The 24,215-nt window shown below is 69.8% G+C and carries 25 protein-coding genes; 13 read left to right on the top strand and 12 right to left on the bottom strand.

Annotated features, from left to right (window positions below; genetic code table 11):
* Positions 1–27: 27 nt before the first annotated feature.
* Both otsB and C1J01_RS10165 read right to left on the bottom strand, forming a co-directional pair.
* Positions 28–798 carry a trehalose-phosphatase gene (otsB, locus tag C1J01_RS10170; RefSeq protein ID WP_111178485.1) on the bottom strand — a complete coding sequence of 257 codons (771 nt, stop codon included), beginning with the start codon at positions 796–798 and terminating at the stop codon, positions 28–30.
* Between the two features lie 39 nt (positions 799–837).
* The gene (locus tag C1J01_RS10165) at positions 838–1,137 is read right to left on the bottom strand and encodes a DUF3263 domain-containing protein (protein ID WP_181448674.1); all 300 of its coding nucleotides are present in this window, start codon (positions 1,135–1,137) and stop codon (positions 838–840) included.
* 90 nt (positions 1,138–1,227) lie between these two features.
* Between C1J01_RS10165 and C1J01_RS10160 the strand changes: the two genes are divergently transcribed.
* The 3 genes from C1J01_RS10160 (at position 1,228) to C1J01_RS10150 (ending at position 3,817) form a co-directional block, all read left to right on the top strand.
* Complete coding sequence (locus C1J01_RS10160) at positions 1,228–2,034, top strand: SAM hydrolase/SAM-dependent halogenase family protein (protein WP_111178479.1); 807 nt, start codon at positions 1,228–1,230, stop codon at positions 2,032–2,034.
* A gap of 128 nt (positions 2,035–2,162) precedes the next feature.
* Positions 2,163–2,717 (top strand): hypothetical protein, encoded by a 555-nt coding sequence (locus C1J01_RS10155; RefSeq protein WP_111178476.1) that lies wholly within the window; start codon positions 2,163–2,165, stop codon positions 2,715–2,717.
* On the top strand, positions 2,714–3,817 hold the full coding sequence (locus C1J01_RS10150) for a S8 family serine peptidase (protein ID WP_111178473.1): 1,104 nt from the start codon (positions 2,714–2,716) through the stop codon (positions 3,815–3,817). The genes C1J01_RS10155 and C1J01_RS10150 overlap by 4 nt, the downstream gene beginning before the upstream one ends.
* A gap of 49 nt (positions 3,818–3,866) precedes the next feature.
* Here C1J01_RS10150 and C1J01_RS10145 read toward each other — a convergent pair whose 3' ends face one another.
* From C1J01_RS10145 to C1J01_RS10125, 5 genes are all read right to left on the bottom strand, one after another.
* Entirely contained in the window at positions 3,867–4,883 is a 1,017-nt protein-coding gene (locus tag C1J01_RS10145) for an ABC transporter ATP-binding protein (RefSeq protein WP_111178470.1), read from the bottom strand.
* The gene (locus C1J01_RS10140; protein ID WP_235854361.1) at positions 4,867–5,904 is read right to left on the bottom strand and encodes an ABC transporter ATP-binding protein; all 1,038 of its coding nucleotides are present in this window, start codon (positions 5,902–5,904) and stop codon (positions 4,867–4,869) included. The genes C1J01_RS10145 and C1J01_RS10140 overlap by 17 nt, the downstream gene beginning before the upstream one ends.
* A 10-nt stretch (positions 5,905–5,914) precedes the next feature.
* Positions 5,915–6,892, bottom strand: coding sequence for an ABC transporter permease (locus tag C1J01_RS10135; protein WP_111178467.1), 978 nt, complete (start codon positions 6,890–6,892; stop codon positions 5,915–5,917).
* Positions 6,885–7,829 (bottom strand): ABC transporter permease, encoded by a 945-nt coding sequence (locus C1J01_RS10130; protein WP_111178465.1) that lies wholly within the window; start codon positions 7,827–7,829, stop codon positions 6,885–6,887. The genes C1J01_RS10135 and C1J01_RS10130 overlap by 8 nt, the downstream gene beginning before the upstream one ends.
* A 126-nt stretch (positions 7,830–7,955) precedes the next feature.
* Positions 7,956–9,464 (bottom strand): peptide ABC transporter substrate-binding protein, encoded by a 1,509-nt coding sequence (locus C1J01_RS10125; RefSeq protein ID WP_235854360.1) that lies wholly within the window; start codon positions 9,462–9,464, stop codon positions 7,956–7,958.
* 605 nt (positions 9,465–10,069) lie between these two features.
* On the opposite strand from C1J01_RS10125, the gene C1J01_RS10120 reads away from it, so the two are divergent.
* The 3 genes from C1J01_RS10120 (at position 10,070) to C1J01_RS49715 (ending at position 12,187) form a co-directional block, all read left to right on the top strand.
* Complete coding sequence (locus C1J01_RS10120) at positions 10,070–11,005, top strand: ABC transporter permease (RefSeq protein ID WP_111178460.1); 936 nt, start codon at positions 10,070–10,072, stop codon at positions 11,003–11,005.
* The gene (locus C1J01_RS10115; protein WP_181448673.1) at positions 10,998–11,864 is read left to right on the top strand and encodes an ABC transporter ATP-binding protein; all 867 of its coding nucleotides are present in this window, start codon (positions 10,998–11,000) and stop codon (positions 11,862–11,864) included. The genes C1J01_RS10120 and C1J01_RS10115 overlap by 8 nt, the downstream gene beginning before the upstream one ends.
* Before the next feature lie 167 nt (positions 11,865–12,031).
* Positions 12,032–12,187, top strand: a complete 156-nt coding sequence (locus C1J01_RS49715) for a hypothetical protein (RefSeq protein ID WP_181448677.1) — start codon at positions 12,032–12,034, stop codon at positions 12,185–12,187.
* Positions 12,188–12,721: 534 nt separating this feature from the next.
* Here the strand turns inward: C1J01_RS49715 and C1J01_RS10110 are convergent.
* Together C1J01_RS10110 and C1J01_RS10105 are read right to left on the bottom strand one after the other, a co-directional pair.
* Complete coding sequence (locus C1J01_RS10110; protein WP_146615533.1) at positions 12,722–13,570, bottom strand: hypothetical protein; 849 nt, start codon at positions 13,568–13,570, stop codon at positions 12,722–12,724.
* Between the two features lie 380 nt (positions 13,571–13,950).
* A complete protein-coding gene (locus tag C1J01_RS10105) occupies positions 13,951–15,267 on the bottom strand; it encodes a KamA family radical SAM protein (protein WP_111178455.1) in 1,317 nt (438 codons plus the stop codon).
* A 181-nt stretch (positions 15,268–15,448) separates the two neighbouring features.
* On the opposite strand from C1J01_RS10105, the gene C1J01_RS10100 reads away from it, so the two are divergent.
* Complete coding sequence (locus C1J01_RS10100) at positions 15,449–16,003, top strand: DUF1707 SHOCT-like domain-containing protein (protein ID WP_111178452.1); 555 nt, start codon at positions 15,449–15,451, stop codon at positions 16,001–16,003.
* Between the two features lie 151 nt (positions 16,004–16,154).
* Complete coding sequence (gene plsX / locus C1J01_RS10095) at positions 16,155–17,126, top strand: phosphate acyltransferase PlsX (protein WP_235854359.1); 972 nt, start codon at positions 16,155–16,157, stop codon at positions 17,124–17,126.
* A gap of 85 nt (positions 17,127–17,211) precedes the next feature.
* Here the strand turns inward: plsX and C1J01_RS10090 are convergent, their stop codons facing one another.
* Positions 17,212–17,733, bottom strand: coding sequence for a GNAT family N-acetyltransferase (locus C1J01_RS10090; RefSeq protein WP_111178449.1), 522 nt, complete (start codon positions 17,731–17,733; stop codon positions 17,212–17,214).
* A gap of 78 nt (positions 17,734–17,811) precedes the next feature.
* Between C1J01_RS10090 and argS the strand changes: the two genes are divergently transcribed.
* Both argS and C1J01_RS10080 read left to right on the top strand, forming a co-directional pair.
* On the top strand, positions 17,812–19,539 hold the full coding sequence (gene argS, locus C1J01_RS10085) for an arginine--tRNA ligase (protein WP_111178539.1): 1,728 nt from the start codon (positions 17,812–17,814) through the stop codon (positions 19,537–19,539).
* A 111-nt stretch (positions 19,540–19,650) separates the two neighbouring features.
* Positions 19,651–20,982, top strand: coding sequence for an isoprenoid biosynthesis enzyme family protein (locus C1J01_RS10080; protein WP_235854358.1), 1,332 nt, complete (start codon positions 19,651–19,653; stop codon positions 20,980–20,982).
* Here C1J01_RS10080 and C1J01_RS10075 read toward each other — a convergent pair.
* Positions 20,979–21,359, bottom strand: coding sequence for a cell division protein SepF (locus C1J01_RS10075; RefSeq protein WP_111178444.1), 381 nt, complete (start codon positions 21,357–21,359; stop codon positions 20,979–20,981). The genes C1J01_RS10080 and C1J01_RS10075 overlap by 4 nt on opposite strands.
* Positions 21,360–21,527: 168 nt before the next feature.
* Between C1J01_RS10075 and C1J01_RS10070 the strand changes: the two genes are divergently transcribed.
* A complete protein-coding gene (locus C1J01_RS10070; protein WP_111178537.1) occupies positions 21,528–22,292 on the top strand; it encodes a PhzF family phenazine biosynthesis protein in 765 nt (254 codons plus the stop codon).
* A 3-nt stretch (positions 22,293–22,295) separates the two neighbouring features.
* Here the strand turns inward: C1J01_RS10070 and C1J01_RS10065 are convergent, their stop codons facing one another.
* The gene (locus tag C1J01_RS10065; protein ID WP_181448672.1) at positions 22,296–23,288 is read right to left on the bottom strand and encodes an alpha/beta fold hydrolase; all 993 of its coding nucleotides are present in this window, start codon (positions 23,286–23,288) and stop codon (positions 22,296–22,298) included.
* A gap of 163 nt (positions 23,289–23,451) precedes the next feature.
* On the opposite strand from C1J01_RS10065, the gene C1J01_RS52000 reads away from it, so the two are divergent.
* Entirely contained in the window at positions 23,452–23,697 is a 246-nt protein-coding gene (locus C1J01_RS52000) for a hypothetical protein (RefSeq protein ID WP_235854357.1), read from the top strand.
* Positions 23,698–23,726: 29 nt separating this feature from the next.
* A partial coding sequence (locus C1J01_RS51995) for a helix-turn-helix domain-containing protein (RefSeq protein ID WP_235854356.1) occupies positions 23,727–24,215 on the top strand: 489 nt, incomplete at its 3' end.

The following is a 24,215-nucleotide window of genomic DNA, read 5'->3' as shown; positions in this document are numbered from 1 at the left end:
GACTAAGGACACGGACTTGCAGGCGAGTCACGAACGGCTGAACGCCGACGCCAGCTCCGCCAGCAGCGCCACGATCCCCTCCGGCCCGTCGACCACGATGTCGGCCCGCTCGCGCAGCGCCGTCACCTCGGCCGAGCCGCTGCACACCGTCACCCCGGGCAGCCCCGAGGCGCGTACGGCGTCGAAGGCGGCCAGATCGCCGAGGTCGTCGCCGGCGAACATCACCGAGCGCGCGTTCCGCTCGGCCAGGAAGAGACTGAGCGCCTGCCCCTTGTCCATGCCGGGCGGCCGCAGCTCCAGCACCATACGCCCGGGCTCGATCACCAGGCCGTGCGCGCCGGCCAGCTTGGCCAGCGGCTCGCGCAGGGCGGCCAGCGCGCCCTCGGGGTCGGGGCTGCGCCGGGTGTGCACAGCCACCGCCCGGCCCTTGTCCTCGATGGTCACGCCGTCCAGGCCGAGCGAGTCGAGCAACAGCGGCAGCTCCGCCTCGGCCCGCGGCACTCCGGGCGGGGGCGGCGGGGCGGAGACGCGCCCGGCCTCCCAGCGTTCGAAGCCGTAGTGCCCGAGCACGACCAGGTTCGGGACGTCGGCCAGGCCGGGGCCGAGCTCAAGGGCGGTGGCCGGGGGCCTGCCGGTCACGATGGCGATCGAGAGGACGTGGGCGCCCAGCTCGGCGAGGACGCCGGGCGCCTTCGGGTGGATCACGGCCTTGGCCGGGTCGGGCACGATGGGAGACAGGGTGCCGTCGAAGTCGAGCCCGATCACGGCGCCCGCCGGATCGCTCAGGATCGCTTCCATTCCAGGGATGTTCTTCACGCGGCCCCCGTACCCACCGGGTCAGGGGCGCATGCCAAGCCTTCTGGCCGCGCGGTCGCGCTGGCGGGTGGCGCGTAACCGGCGCAGCCGCTTGACCAGCATGGGGTCGTGCTCCAGCGCCTCCGGCCGGTCGATCAGCCCGCCGAGCAACTGGTAGTAGCGGGTGGCGGACAGGCCGAAGGTCTCCTTGATGGCCTGTTCCTTCGCGCCCGCGTGGCGCCACCAGTGGCGCTCGAAGGCGAGGATCTCGATCTCGCGGTCGGACAGTGGACGGCGGGACGGCTCCTGGGCAGCATCGTCACCGCTGAGCGGAGCTCCCATGGTGTCCTCCTCGGAAGGGGCAGGCGTGCCCATCGTAATGTGCGCGGTGCGGCTGTTCACGACGGTTTGCGAGACGTACAGTCACCAGATGTGACCACTGTCATCACGCTTCTCACCGACTACGGGCTCGAGGACGGCTATGTGGCCGCCTGTCACGGAGTCATCGCCGGCATCGCCCCCGAGGCCCGGGTGATCGACGTGTGCCACCTGATCCCCGCCGGCGACGTACGGCGCGGCGCGGCGATTCTCGCCCAGACCATCCCCTACCTCCCCGAGGGCGTGCACATCGGCGCGGTCGATCCGGGGGCGGGCGGCGCGCGGCGCGCGGTGGCGATCGAGGCGGGCGGCCGGGTCTTCATCGGGCCCGACAACGGGCTGCTGTCGTGGGCGGTGCACGCCTGCGGCGGCGCGCGGACGGCGTACGAGATCAGCAACGAGGAGCACTTCCTGCGGCCGGTGTCGCCGACCTTCCTGGGGCGCGACGTGTTCGCGCCGGTCGCCGGGCGGCTCGCGGCCGGGCTGCGGCCGTCCGGGCTGGGGCCCGAGGTGCCGGTGTCCCGGCTGGTCGCGCTGCCCGAGCCGACGTCGCTGGTGCGCGAGGGCTCGGTGGAGGGCGAGGTCGTCTCGGTCGACCGCTACGGCAACACGCAGCTGTCGATCGCGGCCGGCGACCTGCAGGCACTGGGCGTGCGGGTGGGCGACACGCTGGGCGTGTGGCTGGGGCGGCGGCAGTTGTCGCTGCCGTACCGGGAGACGTACGCGGCGGTGCCGCCCGGCGAGCTGGTGGCCTTCGAGGACTCCGCCGGGCTGATCGCGATCGCGGTGAACGCGGGGGACGCGGCGCAGCGGCTGGGCCTTCCCCCGGGCGCACACGTCCGACTTACACCTATTAACTAGGACAAAATTCACAGATCGGAACTACTCCGCGTATCGGGCTGTTTACTGAACCGTCGGATTGAGCGGCGAGTCGCATGTCAGAATGCACGGACTGATCGGGCGTCCCTCCACCCCGTTCGAGGTCCCCTGTGTGCCACCACCTCTCTCTCGTCCTGCTCTCCATACTGTCCGCGATCTGGCCGCCCGCGCCGGAGCCTCCTCCTCCCTGGCCGGTCGCGCGGGTCTTCCCCGCCACGGTCACCGGGGTCAGCCCGTCGGGCGCCCGCGTCACGTACGTGCTGGCCGGGGTCGCGCCCACGGCCTCCTGCCGGGAGGCGTTCCAGCGCGACGCCGTGCCGCCCGGCTGCCGTACGACCCTGCGCGCCACGTACGCCGACAGCACGCAGACCTTCGTCGCCACCGTGGGCGTCGCCGTGCTCGACCGGCCCCGCGCGGGCCTGCGCGGCGCGGGGCGGCCGGCGACCGTGCGGCCGGTGGCCTTCCCCGGCGGTCCCGCCGAGCGGTTCGGCGAACGCCAGTACGTCACCGGCGTCGTCGTCCCCTGCGCCGAGCGCTACCTGGTCGCGACGGCCGCGGGCTACGCCGACGGGCGGGCGTACCAGCCGGGAGACCTGGTCATGCCGCGCCTGCGCGACGCCGCCTGGCAGCTGGCCGCCGCCCTCCACCGGACGCTGAGCGTATGAAGCGCCTGATCGCCGGTTTCCTGGTGGCCGGCCTGGCCGGCGGGCTCGTGGCCGGTGCCGCCGGCGCCGCCGACGACGTGGCCGAGGCCGCCAGGGCCGGTCAGTGGCAGCTCGCCGCGCTGCGCCTGCCGGAGGCGTGGCGCACGGCCAAGGGCGAGGGCGTCGTGGTCGCCGTCCTCGACACCGGCGTGCACGCCCGCCACCCCGACCTGCGGGGCGCCGTGATCCAGGGCCCCGACCTGACCGGCTACGGCCGCGGCCCGTCGGGCCGCCACGGCACCGCCATGGCCAGCCTGATCGCCGGCCGCGGGCACGGCGACGACGGCAGGGACGGCGTGCTCGGGGTGGCTCCCGCCGCGACGGTGTTGTCGGTCCGCGTCACGCTGGAGTCCGGCGACCCGCGCCGCGGCAAAGAGCGCTTCGGCGGGCGCGACGCCCTCGCCAGGGGCATCCGGTACGCCGCCGACCACGGCGCGGACGTGATCAGCATGTCGCTCGGCGGCGGCAGCGGATCCTGGGAGGGCTCGGCCTCGGAGGAGGAGGCCGTCCAGTACGCGATCGGCAAGGGCTGCGTGCTCGTCGCCTCGGCGGGCAACGACGGCGACTCCGCCAACAGGAAGAACTTCCCGGCCGCCTACCCCGGCGTGATCGCGGTGGGCGCGGTGGACCGGCGGCTGAAGGTGGCGCCGTTCTCCAACCGGCAGTACTACGTGTCGGTCGTGGCGCCCGGCACCGACATCGTCACCGCCGACGCCCGCGACTCGTACGTGGTGAGCGACGGCACCAGCTCGGCGGCGGCCATGGTCGCGGGCATCGCGGCGCTCATCCGCTCGGCCCACCCCGCCATGTCGCCCTACCACGTGCGCATGGCCATCGAGCTCGGCACCAGGCGGCGGCCCGCCGACGGCTACAGCCCCGCCTACGGCCACGGCGTCGTCAACGCGCTGCTCGCGCTGCGCGAGGCCGAACGGCTGGCCACCCGCGGCTCCGCCCAGATCAGGACGTCCCCGGCCTCCAGGTCGCCGGTGGTCGCGGGCATGGTGCTGCTGGTGCTCGCGATGTCGGCGCGGGTGCTCCTGCGCCGCCGCGAACGCCACTGACGCACGAAGGCCCCCGGGAGAAGAAACTCCCGGGGGCCCGTGCGGCGGGTCAGCCCGCGTGCACCACGTCGTGCGTCTCGGCGAAGTGGCAGGCGCTCAGGTGCCCCGTGCCCGGCCGGATCTGCAGCAGCGGCTCCTCCTGGGCGCAGATCTCCTGCGCCTTCCAGCACCGCGTACGGAACCGGCACCCGCTCGGCGGGTTCGCCGGCGACGGCGGGTCGCCCTGCAGGATGATCCGCTCGCGCCGCTCCCGGCCCTCGGGGTCGGGCACCGGCACCGCCGACAGCAGCGCCTGCGTGTACGGATGTGCCGGCCGGTCGTAGATCTCGGCGTCCTTGCCCAGCTCGACGAACTTGCCGAGGTACATCACGCCCACCCGGTCGGAGATGTGGCGCACCACCGACAGGTCGTGGGCGATGAAGATGTAGGCCAGCCCGAACTCGTTCTGCAGCCGCTCCAGCAGGTTGATCACTTGCGCCTGGATCGACACGTCGAGCGCGGAGACCGGCTCGTCACAGACGATGATCTCCGGCTGCAGCGCCAGGCCCCGGGCGATGCCGATGCGCTGCCGCTGACCACCCGAGAACTGGTGCGGGTAACGGTTGATGTGGTCGGGGTTGAGCCCCACGACCTCCAGCAGCTCCTGCACCTTCTTGCGGCGATCGCCCTTCGGCGCCACCTCGGTGTGGATCTCGTACGGCTCGCCGATGATGTCGCCGACCGTCATCCGCGGGTTCAGCGAGGTGTACGGGTCCTGCATCACCATCTGGATGTTGCGGCGCATGCGCTTGAGCTCGCCGCCCCTGGCCTGGCCGATGTCCCGGCCGCCGATCTTCACCGAGCCCGACGTCGGCCGCTCCAGCGCCATGAGCACCTTGGCGAGCGTGGACTTGCCGCAGCCCGACTCGCCCACGATGCCCAGCGTCTCGCCCCTGTGCAGGTCGAACGACACACCGTCGACGGCCTTGATCGAGCCGATCTGCTTCTTGAAGACGATCCCCTGGTTCAGCGGGAAGTGCTTGACCAGATCGCGCACCTCGAGGACCGGCTCACCGCCGTTCGCCATCGAGGACCTCCCTCCAGTAGTGGCAGGCACTGCCGCGCGTGCCGCTGATCTCGTAGAGCGGGGGGGCGTCGGTCACGCAGTTCTCCTGCCGGAGCGGGCACCGGGGGTGGAACGCGCAGCCGGTCGGCAGGTCCAGCAGGTTGGGCGGCAGGCCCTTGATCGCGTACAGCTCGTGGCCCTTCTGGTCGACCCGGGGGATCGAGTCGAGCAGACCCTTCGTGTACGGATGCGCCGGCGCCTTGTAGATGTCGTACACCGGGGCGTTCTCGACGATGCGGCCGGCGTACATGACCGCGATCTTGTCGGCCACGTCGGCCACGACGCCGAGGTCGTGCGTGATCAGGATCAGGCCCATCTGGCTCTCGCGCTGCAGCTCGGCCAGCAGCTCCATGATCTGCGCCTGCACGGTGACGTCGAGCGCCGTGGTCGGCTCGTCGGCGATCAGCACCTCGGGGTCGAGCGCGATCGACATGGCGATCATGATGCGCTGCCGCATGCCGCCGGAGAACTGGTGCGGGTAGTCGTGCACGCGCTGCTTGGCGGCCGGGATGCGGACGCGGTCCATCAGCTCGACGGCCTTCTTCATGGCCTCGGACTTGGACATGCCCCGGTGCACCCGGAACATCTCGCTGATCTGCCAGCCCACGGTGAACACCGGGTTGAGCGCGGAGAGCGCGTCCTGGAAGATCATCGCGATCCGCTGGCCGCGCACGTGCGTGCGGTCGTGCTCCGACAGCTTGAGCAGGTCGGTGCCCTTGAACCGGATCTCCCCCTTGGGGATCACCGCGGGGGGCATGTCGAGGATGCCCATGATGGCCTGCGCCGTCACGGACTTGCCCGAACCGGACTCGCCCAGCACCGCGAGCGTCTCACCGGGGGCGACCGTGTAACTCACGCCGTTGACCGCGCGCACGACACCGGCCCGTGTGTGGAACTCCACGTGCAGGTTGTCGACGGCCAGCAGCGGCTCGTTGCCCTGCCCTCCCACGGCGGGCAACACGTCCGCGGACGTCTTCTTCACGTGATCCCTCCTACCTGAGCTTCGGATCGAGCGCGTCGCGCACGGCGTCGCCCAACATGATGAACGCGAGCACGGTGATGCTCAGGAACACGGCCGGGATCACCAGCGGCAGCGGCGCCTCCAGGAACCGGTTGCGCGCGTCGGCGATCATCAGGCCCCACGAGATGTCCGGCGACTGCACGCCCACGCCCAGGAACGACAGCGCCGCCTCCGCGGCGATGAAGTTGCCCAGGTTGATCGTGCCCACGACGATGACCGAGGCCAGCGAGTTGGGCAGCAGGTGCCGGAACATGATCCGGCCCGATCCCGCGCCCAGCGCCTTCGCCGCGACCACGAAGTCCTGGCTCTTGGCCGTGATCACCGCCGCCCGCATGATCCGGTACACCATCGGCCAGCCCAGCACCGACAGCGCGATGATGACCAGCAAGATGCTGTTGTACTGGCCGCGGAACGTCGCCGCGATCAGCAGCGCGCCGAGGATCGACGGGATGGCGAAGAAGATCTCGGTGATGCGCGAGGCGACCGTGTCGACGATGCCGCTGCGGTAGCCGGCGATGATGCCGAGCAGGCCGCCGATGACCGTGGTGAGGACCGTGGTCAGCACGCCGATCACGATGGAGTTGCGCGCGCCGTAGACCGTTCTCGCGTACAGGTCGCAGCCCAGGTTGTCGCGGCCGAACACGTGACCGGCGCTGGGGCCCTGGCGCGCCGTGGCCAGGTCGCAGCTCCGGGCGTTGAACGGGTCGATCGACGTGAACAGCGACGGCCAGATCGACATGACCAGCAGGACGACGATGATGATCATCGAGATGATGAACGTCGGCCGGCGCCTGAGGTCGTACCAGGCGTCGGTCCACAGGCTGGCGGGCTTGCCGCTCTTCTTGGCGTGCCTGCCCTGGCGTTCCGGCGCCGGGGCGGTGACCGTGTCCGAGACCATGGTCTGCGTCTCCGGGAGTCCCGGCCCGACCGGCGGGGTTGGGTTACTCATAGCGGATCCTCGGGTCGAGCACGGCGTACAACAGGTCGACGACCAGGTTGGCCAGGATGTAGATCAGCACCAGCACGGTGACGATGCCGACGACGACCGGCTGCTCACGCAGGTAGACCGACTGGAAGAGCTGGTTGCCGATGCCCTGGAGATTGAAGATCGTCTCCGTGATCACCGCGCCGCCCATGAGCTGACCGAGGTCGGCGCCCAGATAGGTGACCAGGGGGATCAGCGCGTTGCGCAACCCGTGCCGGCCGACGACGCGGCGTCTGGACAGGCCCTTGGCGGTGGCCGTGCGGATGTAGTCGGAGCGCAGGGTCTCCGCCAGGCTGGTCCTGGTGAGCCGGGTCAGGTACGCGATGGACGCCCCGGCGAGCACGAAGCCCGGCAGCAGGTAGGCGCGCAGGCCCTCGGCCGTGCCCGCGACGGGGAAGATGTCGAGCCCGGTCCACTGCTTGACCTTCACGCCGAGCACCAGCTGCAGCACGAAGCCGGTGACCAGCGTGGGCACCGAGATCAGGACCAGCGTCGAGGCGAGGATCGCGGTGTCGGTGGCCTTGCCACGGCGCAGGGCCGCCCACAGGCCGAGTCCGACGCCGATGACGGCCTCCATGACCAGCGCGGTCAGGGCGAGGTTCAGGGTGATCTGGAACTTGCCCGCCATGATCTGGGAGACCGGGACGTCGGCGAAGTTCACCCCGAAGTCGCCGCGGAAGAGAACGCCGCTGATGTAGTACCAGTACTGCAGCAGCAGCGGATCATTCAGGTGATACTGCTCGCGCAGGACCTCCGCGATGGCGGGGTCCGGGCGCTTGTCCCCGAACAGTGCCGCGATGGGGTCGCCGGGCAGTGCGAAGACGATGCAGAAGATGAGTAGTGTGGCGCCGAGCAGGACGGGTATCGCCTGGATCAGTCGCCTGATTACATATCGGCCCATTCAGCCCTCCGGTACATGCTTGGAGGCAGCCCCTCGGAGTCCGTGGTTTACCCGGGCCCGAACGACTGCCTCCAAGATCAGTCCTTCGACGGGTGGGCGGCGCGGCCGCCCACCTGGCGAACGACGTCAGGCCTTCTCGACGTCAGCCCACTCGATCTGCTTGAGCAGGTTGAGCTTGACGTTCTTGACCTTCGAGGAGTTAGCGTAGACGGCCCGGTAGAAGTAAACAGGAATGTACGGCAGTTCCTTGAGCAGGATGTCGTCGGCCTGCTGGTAGTACTTCAGACCCTCCGCGGCGTCCAGCGCCTGGTCGCCCTTGGCCACCAGTTCGTCGAACTCCTTGTTGGAGTAACCGCCGTAGTTGGAGCCGGTGCCGATCGAGCCGGTGCCGAAGATCGGGGTCAGGTAGTTCTCGGCCGAGGGGTAGTCGATGGACCAGCCCATGCGGAACAGACCCTTGTACTCCTTGGCGTCGAGCGCGTCCAGAATACCCTGGAACTTCTCGAACGGCGTCGGGGACACCTCGATGCCGAGGTTGGCCCGCAGGTTGTTGGCGACGGCCTCGATCCACTCCTTGTGGCCACCGTCGGCGTTGTAGCCGAGCTCGATGCTCTTGGGGCCGCCGGCCGCCTCGTACAGCTTCTTGGCCTCGGCCGGGTTGTACGCGCAGGCGGTGCAGGCGCCCTGGCGGTAGCCGGGGATGGCCGGGTTGATGAAGTCGTCGGCCGGGGAGGTCGTGCCGGAGAAGACCGTCTCGGTGATCGTCTTGCGGTCGATCGCCATCGAGATGGCCTTGCGGACGTCGACGTTGTCGAACTCCTTGTTGTACGCCAGCGGCACGCCGATGTACGCGACGGCGGCGTCGGGCTCGTCGTGGTAACGGTCACCGAGCGTGGCCTTGGCCGTGGAGATCGCGGTGGCCGGCAGCTGGTCGTGGATGTCGAGGTTGTCGGCCTGGAGGTCGTTCCACGCCGTCTCGGAGCTGGTGTAGACCTTGAACTGGAGCTTGGTCCAGTTCTTCGGCTTCTCACCCGGGAACTTGTCGTAGACCGTCAGGTCGAGGGTGGTGTCGGTGCCCTTCTTGTAGGGCTTGTCCAGCTTGAACAGGCCCTGGCCGATCGGCTTCTCGCCGTAGGCCTGGGTCACCTTGCCGTCGGGGCCGATGGCCGACTCGGGCATCGGGTAGAAGGCGGTGTAGCCGAGCATCGTCTTGAACTGCGAGAACGGCGCCGACAGCGTGACCTCGAAAGTCTGGTCGTCGACGACCTTGATGCCCTTCATCTCCTTGGCCGTCGGCGTCTTGCCCTCACCGGGGTGCACGTCCTCGTAGCCGTCGATGCGGCCGAAGAAGTAGGACGAGCTCATGGCGTTGTCCTGCAGGGCGGCGTAGTTCCAGGCGCGGGCGTAGTCCGCGGCCGTCACCGGGGTGCCGTCGTGCCACGTGTACCCGGACTTCAGCTTGATCGTCCAGACCTTGCTGTCCTCCGTGGTGATGGACTCGGCGGCCTCTTCGACGGGCTGCTTGTTCTCGTCGTAGGAGACGAGCGGGTCGAAGATGGCGCCAAGTACCTCGGCACCCTCGGTCTCGGTCGTGTTCTGCGGGTTCAGCAGCTCCTGGGGCTCACCGATTCGCATGCGGACAGGCGTGTCCGCGCTGCCCCCGGCGGAGTCGCCGCCACCCGAGGCGCCACTGCCACACGCGGCGACCGCGACCGCGAGCAGCGCGGCACCGGCGACGATCCGTGCGCCTTTAGTAACACGCATGGTGAAAGAATTCCTCCCTCTACAGGTGGGCGCCTAGCGCTGAGCTGCCGTGATCTCGAGCAGCCTGACGGAGGGTTTCCTGGTATCCCCCCGGATTTGGCTGACATCGTCAAGCCAGCCGACGCCCTGCCAGTCGATCGCGACTATCCCTTACTCCTTGCCACCAGGGAGTCTCTGGCGCGTTGCAGTTCGGTCACACGTGTGCCTATCTAGCGTCACAGACAATTCGCCCGATGCGGTTCAAACAGTACAGACTCCACGGAACGCATGAAGCCCGCCCTATGAACAGTCGATGAAAGTTACCCCCTACCCGACGGTGGTCGTGTCCCGGCCCCCGCGCGACGCACCCTTGGGCTACCGTTGAGCAGGTCTTTGCGGCGTCTTGGAACCCGCCGCCGCGAGACTCCGTCCAACTGTCTGTCGCCGACCCGCGCGACAGCTACTTCACCGACCGGGATCCAATAGAGTCACTTGCCATGAGCCAGCCGGAATCCGCTGTCGCGGACGCCCAGGCGGGCGGCCGAAGCGGGCAGGAGCCGCTGGCCAAGCTCGCCAAGAGATACGGGCTTCGCCGTGCCATCGCACGGCCGAGGTTCCCGGTCTACCTGCGCCAGCTATGGGAGCGGCGACACTTCATCCTGACGTACGCGACCTCGCGCAACGTCTCGAAATACTCCAGATCAGCGCTCGGCCAGTTGTGGCAGGTGCTGACCCCGCTGCTCAACGCCGCCATCTACTACGTGATGTTCGGCCTCATCCTGGGCGGCCACCGCGGCATCGAGAACTACCCGGCCTTCCTGCTGACCGGGATGTTCGTCTTCACCTTCACCCAGCGCACGGTCTCCGCCGGAGCGAAGTCGATCTCCGGCAACCTGTCGATGATCCGCGCCCTGCACTTCCCGCGCGCCTCGCTGCCGCTCGCGTACACGATCCAGGAGCTCCAGCAGCTCGCCTACTCCATGGCCGTGCTCCTGGTGCTCGTGATGATCACCGGCGAGATGCCCACCTGGTTCTGGCTCATGATCCCGGTCGTGCTGCTGCTCCAGACGATGTTCAACATCGGCGTCGGCCTGGTGGTCGCCAGGCTCGGCGCCCAGATGCGCGACCTCAACCAGCTGCTGCCGTTCATCACCCGCACCTGGCTGTACGCCTCGGGCGTCTTCTTCTCGATCCAGGACAAGGTGGTCGGGTCCGCGCAGCTGCCCCAATGGGTCGCCAACGCGATGTACCTCAACCCCGCGGCCTCCTACATCGAGTGGATGCGCGAGATCCTGATCAGCACCCACAACAAGTCGTTCGGGCACCACCCGCCGACAATGGTGTGGATGTCTTGCGTATTCTGGGCGGTGTTCGCACTCGGCTTCGGCTTCTGGTACTTCTGGCGGTCCGAGGAGAGGTACGGGCGTGGCTGAACTGACCAAGGAGCTGTCACAGGTGAAGGGCGACAAGCCCGCCGTCCCCGGCAAGGATGTGAAGGTGCATCCCACCCCGGAGCCCCAGGGCAAGCGACCCCTCGACGTCCCCACGGGCACTCCGACCGTCATCGTCGACGATCTCCACATCGTCTACCGCGTCTACGGGGCGGCGTCCGAGTCGGAGAAGGGCAACGCGGTCAACGCGCTCTCGCGTCTGCTGAGGCGCCAGGGCCGGCCGCAGATGAAAGAGGTCCACGCGGTCAAGGGCGTGACGTTCGTGGCCTACCACGGCGACGCGATCGGCATCGTCGGCCGTAACGGCTCCGGCAAGTCCACGCTGCTGCGCGCGATCGCCGGCCTGCTGCCCCCGCACAAGGGCGCCGTCTACACCGACGGCCAGCCCTCGCTGCTCGGCGTCAACGCCGCGCTCATGCGCGAGCTGACCGGCGAGCGCAACATCGTGCTCGGCTGCTACGCGATGGGCATGACGCCGGCCGAGGTCCGGGAGAAATACCAGGAGATCGTCGACTTCTCCGGCATCGACGAGTTCGTTCAGCTGCCGATGTCCACCTACTCGTCCGGCATGGGCGCGCGGCTGCGCTTCGCGATCTCCTCGGCCAAGACCCACGACGTGCTGCTCATCGACGAGGCCCTGGCGACCGGCGACCGCGAGTTCCGCAAGAAGAGCCAGGAGCGCATCCGCCAGATCCGCGAGTCGGCCGGCACGGTGTTCCTCGTGGCCCACGACCTGCGCGTCATCGAGCAGACCTGCAACCGGGTCATCTGGCTGCACAAGGGCAAGATCAGGATGGACGGCGACCCCGAGGAAGTCATCGCCGCCTACAACAAGGGCTGACCCTCACCGCTTCTCCCGGCCCCCGCACGCCCTGCGGGGGCTTCGCCTTGTCCTGAGCGCGAGACCAGCGCGACCTGCGTGACGGATGACTGACAGGGAGGCCGGCGTTCCGCTAGGATTCGAACGCCAATTCGATCCGAGGAACGGTGATGGAGTGGGGGCGCGCGATGGGAGAGCTTTCGGCCGCGATTGACCACCTGGCCACCGAGGACGTGTCCGAGATCCCGCGGCTGCAACTCGCCGAGCAGCTCATCGAGCTGCACTGGCAGATGGCGCGGCTGCAGGCCCAGATAGCCCGGCGCACCGGCGTCCGCCTCCCCTGAGCCCGTTCAGGCGCTTCCAGAGCCCTGCGGTGCCGGAGAGGCCCCTGCGACGGCCGGGGGCGACATGAGAAGAGCCACCGACCCCAGGATGGGGCCGGTGGCCAGGGTGGGAGCCGGGCCGCGCCGCTGCCCTGCAAACGGCGGCGCGGCGCCCGATCGACACATCCGGGGCGAGGGCGCGTCCGCCCAGACCCCTCGTGAGACCACCCACCTGTGCGGGAGGTTCGCAAACCCACGCGCGTCAGTGCCCCGGGCGCCCGGCACCTCTGGGGGCGCCCCGCTTTCGGGCCTGACGCGTCCATGCGACGGCGTTCCGGCGAGCGGAGTCGCGACCGGAAGGCCCCGACCGGGCGGCCTCGTCGACAGAAGGCCCGCGGTCAAGGGAGGTCACGCCGTCGGGGCCGCTGGAGCGCGCCGCGTGCGAGCCGTCCCGCCGCCGGTCCGGCCGATGCCCGGGCGTCGGCACCTGTGACGCCCGCGAACCGTCCTCCCCGGCCCGCGGCCGGCCACGCTCGTCAACGCCTCGGCCGCGGACTAGTCGCGAGGCGCGGACCCCTGCACCGAGCCCGTCAGCGCGCCGGTGGTCCAGCCGAGAGTGGAGATCACGTCGGTGGGAGAGAGCGCGGTGGTGACGGTGCCGCCCGTGACGGCCGAGGTGGCCCCCTCGACGACCGGGGAGAGCCCGGTCGCCGACGCGGCCTCGGAGACGCCCTTCACGGCCTCGGCGACCGGCTGCGCCGCGGTGGCGGACTCCTGGCCCAGCACCGGCGACAGCACGTCGCCCCTGACGCCGGGCAGCGCCATCCTGGCGGCCTCGTTCAGGCCGGCCATCACGCGCTCGGGCGACAGGCCCTCGACGGTGCCCTGCACCATGGCCACCGTGCCGCCGATGGGGTCGTCCACCGCGCCGTCCGCCGCGGCCGCGCCCTGGCCGACGGCGCGGCCGCGCTTGACCGACGGCGCCTGCGCGGTCGGCACGGAGGCCGCCATGCCCCGCCCGCCGAACGGGGTGCCGGCCACGATCGGCGAGATCTCCGGCATCGGCCAGGTCTCCCGGGTGACGTCCTCCTCCGCGTTGGGCGTGTAGCCGCTCTGCGTCCGGGTCCGGCGCGCCATGTACGCGTCGCGCTGCGCCTCGCTCATGGCCGGGCTGACGGCGGACTTGGCCTGGGTGAGGCCGCCGAGCACGCTGTTGACGATCCCGTTGCTGACCAGGCCGCCGAGGAAGCCGCCCAGGGGGCTGCCCGCGGTGGTGCCCAGGAGCGGCAGTTCGATGGCGCGCTCAGCGGTGTCGTATCGGACTTCGGCCTGAGCCGGCGCGGCCAACGCCGCCGCCAGACCGAATGCGGTAACGGCTACAGCCGTCTTGACTACTCGATTCATGATTGCCTTCCCGGCTCGTGATCGATCGCTCTCGAATGCGGTGAAAATGCGAATCGATAACCCCCGTATGCCGTGGCGTACGCGCTATGGGCACCACACGGAGCGTGCCGTCACGGCTGAGCTACTGGAGCAGTTCTACCACTCGCCGTGAGCGCCCGCAGACGCATGAATGCCCATGTAGCAGGGGTTTGCAGCTCGGTTACCGAGTGCAGGGGGAGCGTTGGGCGGGCCGACAAAACCGGAAATAGGAGTCTCTTGTTTCCGATATTGTGCGCGCCGGGAAGAGCCTCGCCCACAAAAAAGACAAGAGCCCCCGCCCCGTGCACATAAACAAATGTCACGGGCCGGGGGCGGAATCTCTCCGTACGCGCGCGGCCGGATCAGGCGGGAAGCAGCGCCCCTTCCGGCTCGAACGGGAACCGCTCGGCGAATGCGGGCCGCAGATCCGTCAGCCAGACCGCCTCCGGGTCGTAGCGGGCGAAGAACGGCCTTCCCACCAGCGATGGATCGCGGGCCTGGATGAAGTGGAGCACGAAGACCCGCTCGCCGGCGATCTCGGTGACGCCGTCGACGCACACCTTGCCCGGCGTCGCCGACATCGACGGCCCCCGGACCGTGCGGCAGAGCCCGGAGACGGAGGAGTAGGCGTCCCTGAAGACCTCGTACGCCCGGGCCAGCGGGACGGCGAAGTAGTCCTGAGGCCCGGTGTCGCGCTCGACGAACATGTAGTAGGGGACCATCCCCATCCGCAGCTGCCGGCGCCACATGCCCGACCACACGGCCGGGTCGTCGTTGATCGACCTGATCAGCGGCGCCTGCGTCCTGATGGTGGCCCCGCTGCCGAGGATGCGTTTGACGGCCGACTCGACGAGCTCCGACTCCAGCTCGCGAGGGTGGGAGAAGTGGGCCATGAACGCGAGGTTCTTCCCCGCGTTCACCACCTTCTCGAACAGGCGCAGGGTGTCGTCGGCGTCGGGGTCGGTGGTGAAGCGCTGCGGCCAGTAGGCCAGCGCCTTGGTGCCGATCCTGATCGACTCGATCTGTTCGAGCTCCAGCAGCGGCTCGATGTAGCGGCCCACGACGGACTCGCCCATGATCATCGCGTCGCCGCCGGTGATGAGGACGCTCGTGACCTCGGGATGGTCGCGGATGTAGGTGACCAGCTGGCCGACGTCGTCGGAGGCGAACTTCAGGTCGGCGTCGCCGACGAACTGCGCCCACCGGAAGCAGTACGTGCAGTACGCGTGACAGGTCTGCCCCTGCTTGGGGAAGAACAGCACGGTCTCCGGATATTTGTGCTGCATGCCAGGCACGGGCTCCTCGCCCAGCTTCGGAACGTTGAGCTCCTTCTGGCCTGCGGGGTGTGGGTTGAGCTGAGCACGTACGCGGTTGGCCTCGGCCTGGATCTCGGCGTTGGGCGCCTCGGCCTTCAGCAGGTCGGCCAGCCGCGCCACGTCGGCCGCGGGCAGCATGTCCTCCTGCGGGAAGACGAGCCGGTAGATGGGGTCGTCGGGCGCGGCCGACCAATCTATGAGTTCATCGACGACGTAGGCGTTCGTCCGGAACGGCAGCACCGCGGCGACGGCGCGGACCTTGAGCCGCTCGTCGTCCCCCAGCCCCGCACGCTGCAGGAGCTGGTCGAGGTGCTTGGACGTGTACGCCCGGAAGCGTCGGGTGCCAGCTTGGTTCAAGATCACTAGGCCTTTCCCATCTTTTTTGTTCGTTCGGAGGTAAACCTCACGACCCAGTCGCGCGTCTACGGTTCTTACTATCCGGACGTGCCCACCCGCGTAACCGGTTCCGCAGGTCTCGAAGTTTTCCTTGAGGTTCGCCGACTATCGCGACATATCGCGTTTGTGCCTAGACTGATGGATCGTGATGGAAAAACCCGACCTGCGCGCCTCCGACACCGACCGCGACCGCGTGGCCGCGGTGCTCGGCGAGGCGCTCGCCACCGGACGCCTCACCAGCGTCGAGCACGCCGACCGCCTCGACGCCGCCTACACGGCCACGACGGTCGGCGAGCTCGTCCCCCTCACCCACGACCTGCCCGACGTGTCCGCCTCCGGCGCCCCCGAGGCCGTCGAACGGCAGGTGATCGACGCGACGTTCAGCAAGATCGTGCGCAAGGGGCGCTGGGTCGCCTCGCGACGCACCAGGCTGTCGGCCCGCTTCGGCGCCCTGATCATCGACCTGTCCGACGCCGTGCTGCCCGGCCGCGAGATCACCGTCGAGACGGCCGCGTGGTTCAGCAAGGTGATCGTCCGCGTCCCCGCCGACGCCCACGTCATCGACGAGGGCAGCTCGATGTTCGGCAAGCGCAACGTCACCGGCGGCTCCCAGGCCGACGGGCCGCTGATCCGGGTGACGGGCGCCTCGAAGTTCTCCAAGGTCATCGTCACCCGCGGCAAGGACGACTGGAACCTGCACTGAGACAGCCGTCAGGACTGGAACCGGCGCGCGCGGGAACCAACAAGTCCTACCCGCCGGTTAACCTGACAGCTGCCTTGCCTGCGATGCGGCGTCCCGAGCCCGCGTTCCGGCCGAGCCGTGACGGCGGGCGCGATGCCGTACGAGGTGACCATTGTCCGACAGCAGGCCCGTCGCCCTCGACGCCATGGGCGGCGACCACGCGCCCCACGAGATCGTGGCGGGCGCGGTGCACGCCGTACGCGAGCGCGGCCTGCCCGTCGTGCTCGTCGGCTCCCCCCGCGTGCTCTACGAGGCGCTCGCCGACCACGACGCCACCAAAGAGGTCCCCATCGTCCGGGCCGAGGAGGCCCTGTCCATGGACGAGGGCGCGCTGGCCAGCCTGCGCCGGCCCCGTTCCAGCATCGCGATCGCCTGCCACCTCGTACGCCGCGGCGACGCCTGCGCGGTCGTGTCCGCCGGCTCGACCGCGGGCATCGTGGCCACCGGACGGCTGCGCCTCAAGGGCCAGCAAGGCGTGCTCCTGGACGCCGGCGCCAACGCCGAGGTCAAACCGGAGATGCTGCTGCAGTTCGCCCACCTCGGCTCCGCCTACGCCGAGCTGGCCCACGGCGTCGCCACCCCCAAGGTCGGCCTGCTCACCATCGGCAGCGAGGCCGAGAAGGGCAACAAACTCGTCCGGCGCGCCCACGAGCTGCTGCAGAGCTCGCCCGGCATCGACTTCGCCGGCAACGTCGAGGGCTACGACCTGCTCACCGGCAAGGTCGACGTCATCACCACCGACGGCTTCACCGGCAACATCGCGCTCAAGACCATGGAAGGCGCGGTCCGCTACGCCTTCGCCGAGCTGAGGGAGACGATCGAGGACAGCCGGCTGGCCCGGTTCGGAGCGGCCATGCAGCGCTCCCGCATCCGCGGCCTGCGCCGCCGCCTCGACGCCGAGGCCCACGGCGGCGCCGTACTGCTCGGGCTGAACGGCACCGTCGTCATCGCCCACGGCGCCTCCAAGGCGTCCGGCGTCAGCGCCGCCTGCGCCCTGGCCGCCGACCTGTCGTCGGCGGGCATCGTCTCGGCGATCGGCGACCGCATCGCCGCCGCCAAAGGCTCCCACCGCCTCTGGCCCTGACCCACCCGGGCCTTCGCGCTCGTCTTCACGGATGGACGAACGACGTCTCCCCGTATTCGAGCAACGCCCGCCCCTCGGGCGGTGGCTAACCCTTCGAGTCCGGCTTCCAGTCCTCGGCGAGGAGCCCGAGCAGCACCTCGTCCAGGAACTCGCCCATGACCCACGCCGAGGAGCGCAGCACGCCCTCGCGGACGAAGCCGTTGCGCTCGGCGGAGCGCAACATCGCGGTGTTGTCCGACAGCGTCTCGATCTGCAGCCGGTGCAGGCCGCGCACGACGAAGCCGTAGTGGCACAGCACCGCGACCACGTCGGTGCCGTAGCCCTTGCCGCGGGAGGACGGCCGCATCGCCAGCCCGATGTGCGCGGACCGGCTGTGGGTGTCGATGCCCCACAGCACGGCGTTGCCGACCAGCGTGCCGCCGTCCAGCTCCACCACGGAGAACGGGACGTGCCCCTGCTCCCTGTCATCCACCAGGAGCTGCGACTCCGTCGAGCCGGGCGTGATCGGCCGCCACGGCCGGCTGTTGGCCCGCGAGTGGGTGACCACGTCGTCGTAGAGCTCGGCCTGCAGACCGATAAAAGCTCCACCGCAGGCCGGGGCAGGCATCTCAGTCGGGTCTCGGTATCCGGGGTGGAGGTCGCGGCGAACGGCGTGACGGTCGGGCTCGCCGGTACGCTGGGAACCATGACCGACCCGCAGATAGTGCTCACCGAGCGCGTCCAGCAGGCGCTGGCGCGCGCGTTCGGTCAGGAGCACGCCGACGCAGACCCGCTGATCCGGCCCTCCCAGTTCGCCGACTTCCAGGCGAACGTCGCGATGAGCCTGGCCAAGCGTCTGCGACGGGCACCGCGGGAGGTCGCCGAGGCGATCAAGGCGGAGCTGTCCGACTTCCCCGGCACGGTCGAGGTCAGCGGCCCCGGCTTCCTCAACATCACCCTCGACGACGCGTGGGTCGCCTCCGAGGCCGGCCAGATGCTCGCCGACGCGCGCCTCGGCGTCGGCACGACCACACCGCCGCAGACCGTGGTGATCGACTACTCCGCGCCCAACGCGGCCAAGGAGATGCACGTCGGCCACCTGCGCACCACGATCGTCGGCGACGCGCTGGCCCGCCTGCACGAGCACCTCGGCAACACCGTCATCCGGCAGAACCACCTGGGCGACTGGGGCACGCCGTTCGGCATGCTCATCGAGCACCTGCTCGACATCGGCGAGGAGGCCGCGGTCGCGCAGCTCGAAGCCGGCATGGGCACCGAGTACTACCAGGCCGCCCGGGCCAAGTTCGACTCCGACGAGGCGTTCAAGACGCGCGCCCGCGTCCGCGTGACCACGCTGCAGTCGGGCGACCCCGAGACGCTGCGCCTGTGGCACGTCTTCATGGACGCCACCGTCCGCTACTTCAACAAGATCTACGACCTGCTCGGCGTCACGCTGACCGACGCCGACATCGCCGGCGAGAGCATGTACAACCCCATGCTCCAGAAGACCTGCGACGACCTGCAGGAGTCCGGCGCGGCCGAGATCAGCGAGGGCGCGCTGTGCGTGTTCCCGCCCGGCTTCACCGGCTCCGACGACAAGCCGCTGCCCCTGATCATCAGGAAGAGCGACGGCGGCTACGGCTACGCCACCACCGACATGGCGGCCATCCGCTACCGCGTCCACGACCTCAAGGCCGACCGCATCCTCTACGTCGTGGGCGCCGACCAGGCGCTCCACTTCCGCATGGTGTTCGCCGCGGCCCGGATGGCCGGCTGGCTGCCCGACACCGTCTCGGCCGAGCACGTCCAGATCGGCATGATGCTCGGCAAGGACGGCCGCCGCTTCAAGACCCGCTCCGGCGAGTCCGTCAAGCTGATGGACCTCCTCCAGGAGGCCATCGACCGCGCCACCGCGGCGATCGCCGAGCGCGGCTACGACGAGCAGCTGCAGAAGGAGATCGCCCACGCGGTCGGCATGGGCGCGGTGAAATACGCCGACCTGTCGGTCAGTCACGACAGCGAGTACGTCTTCGACTTCGACCGCATGCTCGGCTTCACCGGCAACACCGCCCCCTACCTGCAGTACGCGCAGGCGCGCATCCGCTCGATCTTCCGCCGGGGCGGCATCGACCCCGCCACGGCGACCGGCCCCATCGTGCTGGGCGCGCTGGCCGAGCGGGCCCTGGCCCTGCAACTGCTCGGGTTCGGAGCCGTGGTCGAGCAGACGACGGCGCTGAGCGAGCCGCACCGGCTGTGCGCGTTCATCTACGCCACCGCCACGGCGTTCACCGACTTCTTCGAGCAGTGCCCCGTGCTCAAGGAAGGCGTCGACCCCGACACCCGGGCCTCCCGGCTGGCGCTGTGCGCGCTGACCCTGCGGGTGCTGGAGACCGGGCTCAACCTTCTCGGCGTTCCGGTCCCCGAGCGCATGTAACCGGCATAGGCTCCCGTTCCGACGTGGGCGCGCCTCCACCGGGTTGGCGCGCCCCAACCACTAGGCTTTACGCGGTCATGAACTGAGGCCGAAATGGGGGAGTTCTCTGCCTTGAGCACTGACCTGACCGTGGGCCCCCAAGCAGCGCCGGAGGTGCATCGCTACGCCGAGGCCCTCCTGGCCCATCTCGCCGCCAAGGGTTCCACCCCTCCTGCCCCGCCGAGCTTCCGCGACGTCCCCGGCTACTGGCTGCCCCCGGCCGTCGAAGCCCTGGTCGCCATCCTCTCCGGCGAAGACCCGCTCGAGCCGCTGAGCCGGGCCGCCGGCCGCGACCAGCAGCAGACCGCGCTCTTCCTCTGCCTGGCCCTCGCGGTGTCCGGCCAGGGCAGCCGCATCCACGCCTCGTGGCTCGGCACCGCGTTCGGCGAGCTCTCCCTCGACCGTCCGGTCACCCACGGTCAGCGCTCGCTCTGGCTGGCCGCCGCCCGGGGGGCGTACGGCCCCGCCGGCAAGATCTTCGTGCTGCGCAAGCTCGACGCGCTGGCCGTCCAGGAGCACACCGAGCCGCAGCAGTGGGTGCAGGCCATCGCGCCCGGCGAGCCGTCCGTCGTCGTGCCGCCGGCGCTGGCCGACTTCCCCGAGATGGCCGAGATCCCCGACCTCGCCAAGCCCGCCGTGGCGGCCGCCCGCCTGGCCCGGCTGCGCGGACGGTGCGCCGAGATCACCTCGCCGCGCCAGACCGAGCAGGGCACGCCGGCCCCGCTCGACAACAGCTCCAGCAGCCCGGCGTCAGCCTGGGCCGAGAACGAACCGCTCGCCGTGCTCCGCTCACTGATCGGGCAGGGCGGCCCCGCCGGGCCGATGGCCTCGCTGAGCACGTACCTGCTCGACGACCTGCGCCCCGGCGCCGACCCGCACCTGGCGGCGATCGCGCTGCACGTGGCGGCGCCGATCCTGCGCGGCGTGGCCGAGGAGCTCGAGGCCGACAGCCGGCTCGAACCACCCGACACCTTGACGGTGCCGCTGCTCGGCCACCGCATCCTGCTCCGCCCCGAAGGCCCCGACCAGGCGTCGCTGAGCGCCGCCGAGGAGTCGATCCGCACCGAAGGCGTGGTGCACCGCGGCCGGCCCTGGGCCGCGATGGTGCTGATCGTGGCCGGCATCGCCTGCCTGATCGGCGCCGTGCTGGCCAGCCAACTGCTCGCCGCGGCCGGCGTCGCCATGATCGGCCTGGCCGGCTGGCAGCTCTGGCAGCGCCGCAGGCTCGCCGAAGCCGACGCCCGCTACGTGAACGGCCAGGTCAACGAGCTGAAAGAGCTGGCCGAAGGCGCCGTCTGGGCCCTGCACGCCTACGCCCGCGAATCGGACGCACGCGCGAAGCAGGCCGCGACGGACGCCACCGAGCTGACCCGGCTCATCCGTCGCGGCCCGCGCGCTGCTTAGGTGGTCTCGATCTCTACGTGAGCCGGCGCGAGCAGGAAGACCCGCTCAGCGATCCGCTCGATCCGTCCCTCACACCCGAAAGCCAGCCCGGCGGCGAAGTCGACCATCCTCGTCGCCTCGGACATCGGCATGCCCGTGACATCCATGATCACCGTTTGGCCGTCACGGAAATGCTGACCGATCAACGGCGCGTCGTTGTACTTGAGCGGCTGGACCATCACGATGCGCGAGGAGTCGACGTTCGCGCGCCACCGTCTGGCGGCCCGCTCCGTCGCGGGGACGTACTCGTCCTCGTACTGCTCGTCGTCATAGCCCTCGTCGTAGTGATCGACCCCGCTCAGGCCAAGGTAGCTCACCACCTTGCGCACTGCCCCCATCGGCTTGTCCTTTCCTCAGGAACTCACCGTAATCGGCACGTCCCTACACATTGGACGGTAACCGACGATTCCGCATTCGCCACGCGACACGCCCAGCCCTAATTCCATTTTGTACAGCTTGCAGCCCGCTTGCAGCTGGATATCCAGCCCCCCTATAGCATCGGCTCCATGCGCCTGTTCACCGTCGACGCCTTCACCGACACGGCTTTCAAGGGTAATCCTGCGGCGGTCTGCCTGCTGGACTCTCCGGTTACTGACCGATGGATGCAGAGCGTGGCGGCCGAGATGAACCTCTCCGAGACGGCCTTCCTGCTCGGAGATTCGCTGCGCTGGTTCACACCGGCCGTCGAGGTCACTCTATGTGGTCACGCTACTCTGGCAACCGCACATGTCCTGTATTCCACCGGTGCGGCGACGGGCCAGGTGGAATTCACCACGGCCGGCGGGACGCTCACCGTGAATCAGCTCCCCGACGGCGGCATCACGATGGATTTCCCGGCCAAGGACGTGACCCCTGTCCCCGTTCCGGAGGGGCTGGAGAAAGCACTCGGCGTGACCCCGGTGAGTGTCGGAAAAAGCGCGCTCGACCTCCTGGTGGAGGTCGACTCCGAGGAAACGGTACGGTCCCTCGCGCCCGATATCGCGGCTCTGTCCGCAGTGGAGGCAAGAGGCGTCATCGTCACCGCTCGTGGAACGAAGACCGATTTCGTGTCCCGTTTCTTCGCCCCGAACGTGGGCGTCCCCGAGGACCCGGTGACCGGCTCGGCGCATTGCGCGTTGTCGCCGTACTGGTCGGCCCGCCTCGGCCGCGACTCCCTGGTGGGCGCGCAACTGTCCGCACGGGGCGGCATCGTCCACGTCCGCCACGCCGGCGCCCGCGTCCACCTCGCGGGAAAGGCCGTCACCGTCCTCTCCGCCACCCTGCACGCCTGACCGTCAATCATCTCCCGCTTGCGTGAAGTGGGCTGTCGTGAAGGCAAGAAGGGGTGCGGCGGTCAGCGGCGGATCCTCGAGCATGGGCGAGTGCCCGACACCGGGCAACAACTCGACCCTCGCCCCCGGAACGGCGCGGTAGTCGTCGGCGGAAGAGGATCGCCACCGCCGGTCATCCATGCCGAAGATCACCAGCAGCGGCCTGCCCACGGCCGCCAACCGATCGGGGAGCGCGCGCTGCCTCAGGTAGTCGTCGGCCGCCTGCGAGGTCGCGGTGTACGCGTGGTACGTCGTGCCGCGCGCGTCGTCCACGAGCTGTTGCGGGATCTCGTAGCCGGGGCGGCTGAACCCGGTGCTCATCACCTGGCGGATCAGGCCGTCGGTCCTCAGCCGCCACAGCAGCTGCCCGACGACGGGGGCGGACATGAGCCGGCCGCCGATGCCCTGGGAGATGAAGGCGTCCAGGCGGGGTCCGGTGTTGACGAGCGCGAGCCCTGTCACCAGGTCGCGTCGTTGCTCGGCGAGGGCCGTAGCGACCGAGCCGCCGGTGGAGTGGCCGACGACTACGGCGTTTTCCACGCCGAGCCGGTCGAGCGCCGCGCCCACCCGGCGTCCCTGCTCCGGGATCCCGTAACCGCCGCCGACCGGCTTGGCCGACCGGCCGTGCCCGAGCAGGTCGATCCGGATGACGCGATGAGACCTCGCCAGCAGCGGAACGAGCGGGTCCCACCAGCGTGTGGACCCGCCGAACCCATGGATCAGCACGAGCGCCGGGGCGTCACGCGGGCCGTCCTGGCGCACGTGGACGTTCCCGCCGTCGAGAGACAGGATCGAATCCCCGCCGGCCTCGGCACTCTCCCGCCCCACCGCCACCGTGTTCGCGACGAGCAGCCCGGCCACGGACAGCAGGACGGCCGACGCGATCAACCGACGCCGCCGGCGGCGTCCGGCACGGCTCACATCAGCCCGCGCTTCGAAACCCGAAACAACAGTCATGAGCCCACTGTCGCCCGCCATGCGGGCCGGCGGCTTGCACAAATGTTCCCGCCGGTCGGCTGGCTAGCATGGGAGGATGCGGTCCACCGCACACGAACGCGACTCGGCCGCTGTATGGGACGTAGCACGTCCGGAGCGACCCAGCCGGGTTACTGGTGTCACCATGGCCGGATTCCGTGCCCGTGACCTGGCCGCCGTCGGCCACCGGATGGTCCCGCACCCGGCCGTGACGCTGGCCCTGGAGTTCGGCGCCGGCCGACCCATCGTGAACGACGCCTCCGGGCGGCAACAACGAGGAAGCCTCGTCGCCGGTCTCGGCCTCGGTCCGGCGGCGCGGTGTGGGTACGCGGCGAGAACGTCGAGTGCCTCCAGGTACGCCTGTCACCACTGGTCGTCCGCGCGATCCTGAACGTCTCCCCATCCGACCTGGACGGCACCATGGTGGCCCTCGACGACTTGTGGGGCCGCGACGCAGCACGGATCCGCGAGCGACTGGCCGCCGTCTCGTCATGGGAGGACCGCTTCGCACTGACGGACGCGTTGCTCTTACGCCGACGCCAGGCGAGGTCGTCCTCGGTGGACCCGGAGGTCGCCTGGTCCTGGCGCCGCATCATCGCCAGCCGCGGCCTGGTGCGAGTCGACAGACTGGCAGCCGAGGTCGGCTGGAGCCGCAAGCGCCTCTGGTCCCGCTTCCGGTCACAGATCGGCCTGCAACCCAAACGCGCCGCGAACCTCGTCCGCTTCGACCACGCGGCCCACCGCCTGGTCGCCGGCGACGGCCCCTCCCGAGTCGCCGCAGACTCTGGCTACTCCGACCAATCCCACCTCCACCGAGACGTAGTCGCCTTCACCGGAGTAACCCCAACAACCGTCGCCACCGAACCATGGCTAGCAGTCGACAACACCGCCTGGACCCCCTACCCACCC

The sequence above is a fragment of the Nonomuraea aridisoli genome (assembly GCF_003236395.1).
Lineage (GTDB): Bacteria > Actinomycetota > Actinomycetes > Streptosporangiales > Streptosporangiaceae > Nonomuraea > Nonomuraea aridisoli.
The sequence above is the reverse complement of the archived record's forward strand: the minus strand, read 5'-3'. Positions and strand labels throughout refer to the sequence as shown.